Genomic DNA, 2,582 nt, shown 5'->3' with positions numbered 1-2,582 from the left:
CCAATCGTGACCTCGCCCCACCCTTCATGGAACTCCTGCGCCAGCCCTTTCCCGGTGGGCTCGCCGATCCAACCCGCATGAACACGCTGGTCGAGATCATCCCGCTGCTCTCGCCCGCGCATCAACTCGAAGTGCTGGCCCTGTTTGAACCCAATCCGCCATGGCAACGTGAGTTCCTGGAGTTCCGTCTCAAAACCTACCGAGCAGCCTCGCATCCGCGCACCCAGCAGGCCGAACGCGATTTGCAGGAATTTTTGCGGCACTCCGACCGCCGCTTGGATGATCCCGCCGCCAACGTTCGTTGAAAACGCATGTTCACCACCCTTGTCGTGATCCTGGCGGCTTCGGCGGCGGAGCCGTTGCCGAACACAAAGATCGAAGCCCTTCCCCGCTCCGCGGCGCTTCCCACCGACACGTCCGCCAAAGTTGAGCTCGGCCGCCTGCTGTTCTTTGATCCGATCCTCTCCGCCACGCGCGATGTCGCCTGCGCCACCTGCCATCATCCGCAATACGGATGGGCCGATGCACGCCCCACGCCGCTCGGCGTTCACGCCAAAGGCATCGGACCAGAAAGGAAACTCGTCCAAAACGCCGAGTTCATGCCATTGCGTCGCAACACGCCCACGATCCTCAACGCCGCCTTCAACGGCATCGAATCCGGCAAGCCCTTCGATCCGGCCAAGTCGCCCATGTTCTGGGACAATCGCGTGCAGAGCCTCGAATCGCAGGCCTTGGCACCGATCCGCCAGCGCGAGGAAATGCGCGGCGATGTTTGCACCGAAGCTGAAGCCGTCCCTGCGATGATCGAACGCCTGAAGGCCATTCCAGATTACATCAGGCGCTTCGATGGCGAGATCACCGCCGGCAAAGTCACCGAAGCCATCGCCGCGTATGAGCGCACGCTCATCACTCCCGACTCGCCCTTCGACCGCTTCATGCGTGGTGACAAAACCGCGATGTCACCCGCGCAGCAACACGGCATGCAGGTGTTTCAGAAAGCCGGCTGCGCCCTCTGCCACAACGGCCCCATGCTTTCCGACTTCAAACTGCACGCCATCGGCCTCAGCGACGCCACCACGAACCGCACCGAATTTCGCACGCCCACGCTGCGCAATCTCAAACACACCGCACCCTACATGCACCACGGCGGCAATGTCACGCTCGAAGACGTGCTTTTCTTCTACGACCGACTCATGGACCAGGCCGCCGAGACTCTCGAAGGCGGCGACATCGCCACCCTGCCACCGCTCGATCCCCTGCTCCGTCAGATGAACCTGCTGCCCGAGGACACGGCTCCCATTCTCACCTTTCTCGAAGCACTGAACAGCGACGATTACGACAAGTCCGCGCCTCAAAGCGTACCGAGCGGTCTTCCCGTGCCCCAGCCATGAAATTTCTCCTCTTTCTCGTCCTCGTCTCCTCCGCGTTCGCCCAAACCGGCACCATTCCCGCCGATCGCCCGCGTGCGCGGCCTGCATCGGCGCTCACCGGCTGGGCTGATTGGGAAAAAGGTGAGGAATTGCTGAAGCGGATCAAGGTCCCGCCCGCGCCGGTGCTCTCGGCGGAGGATGAAGCCAAGACCTTCAAGCTCGCGCCGGGCTATCGCGCGGAGCTCGTCGCCTGCGAGCCGATGGTGCAGTGCCCGATCTTCTTTGAGTTCGATCCCGAGGGGCGCATCTGGGTCGTCGAGTATCAAGGCTACATGCGCGATGTGCAGGGCAGCGGCGAGGGCGATCCCATCTGCCGCGTCGTCGTGCTCACGGATGAAAACGGCGACGGCAAGGCCGACAAGAGCACCGTCTTCCTCGACAAACTGGTCATGCCGCGAAGCTTCGCCTTCGTGAAAGGCGGCATCTTGCTCCAGGAACCGCCGAAGCTGTGGTTCTGCGCCGATAAAGACGGCGATCTGCGCTGCGACGAGCGCACCGAAGTCGGCACGATGGGTGTCGGTGGCAATCCGCAGCACACGGCGAACGGTCTGCGCCGAGGCATCGACAACTGGCTGCACTGCGCCGACTGGCCGCATCGCTATCAATGGAAGGATGGCAAGCTCATCGACGAGCCCACGCTGCATCGCGGCCAGTTCGGCGTGAGCTTCGATGAAACCGGCCGCTTCATTTCCTGCTACGAAAACAGTGCCATGCACATGGACCTCCTCCCCGCCGAGGCATTGATGAGGCATCCCAACCTCGCCAAACTCGCTCAGCGTGGCGGTCGCGGAAGTTTCGGCGTGAATGTGAACGTCGCCAAAGATGCCGCGGAGTGCTTTCCCATCCGCGTGACGCCCGCCGTCACGCTCGGTGCCCTCGAACTCCGCGATGACGGCCGCCTGCGCACCTACACCATCGTCTCCGGCACCTGCTATTACGATGGCGATCAATTCCCGCCTGAGATGCACGGCAATGTCTTCTTGCCTGACTCCGCCGGCCATCTCGTCGGCACCTTGAAGCTCAGCGGCGATGTGCATCCGCACGCCACGCGCTTCTTCCCGCCCGAACAGGAACTCATCGCCAGCACCGACGAACGCTTCCGCCCCGTGAACGCCCGCGTCGGCCCCGAAGGTGCGCTTTACCTCGCCGACA

General features: G+C 62.9%; 2 protein-coding genes and 1 pseudogene. All 3 read left to right on the top strand.

All coding sequences use genetic code 11. The features are described from left to right. On the top strand, positions 1-305 hold a 305-nt coding region (locus ACILSE_RS22500; RefSeq protein ID WP_395719693.1), incomplete at its 5' end, for a hypothetical protein. A 6-nt stretch (positions 306-311) separates the two neighbouring features. Then, on the top strand, positions 312-1,391 hold the full coding sequence (locus ACILSE_RS22495) for a cytochrome-c peroxidase (RefSeq protein ID WP_395719692.1): 1,080 nt from the start codon (positions 312-314) through the stop codon (positions 1,389-1,391). Continuing rightward, positions 1,388-2,582 (top strand): annotated as a pseudogene (locus ACILSE_RS22490) (hypothetical protein); the annotation flags it as partial. The gene ACILSE_RS22495 and the pseudogene ACILSE_RS22490, both read left to right, overlap by 4 nt.

Origin of the sequence: Prosthecobacter sp., from assembly GCF_044236155.1 — a bacterium.
Classification (GTDB): Bacteria; Verrucomicrobiota; Verrucomicrobiia; order Verrucomicrobiales; family Verrucomicrobiaceae; genus Prosthecobacter.
This window is presented reverse-complemented; position numbering and strand designations above follow the sequence as displayed.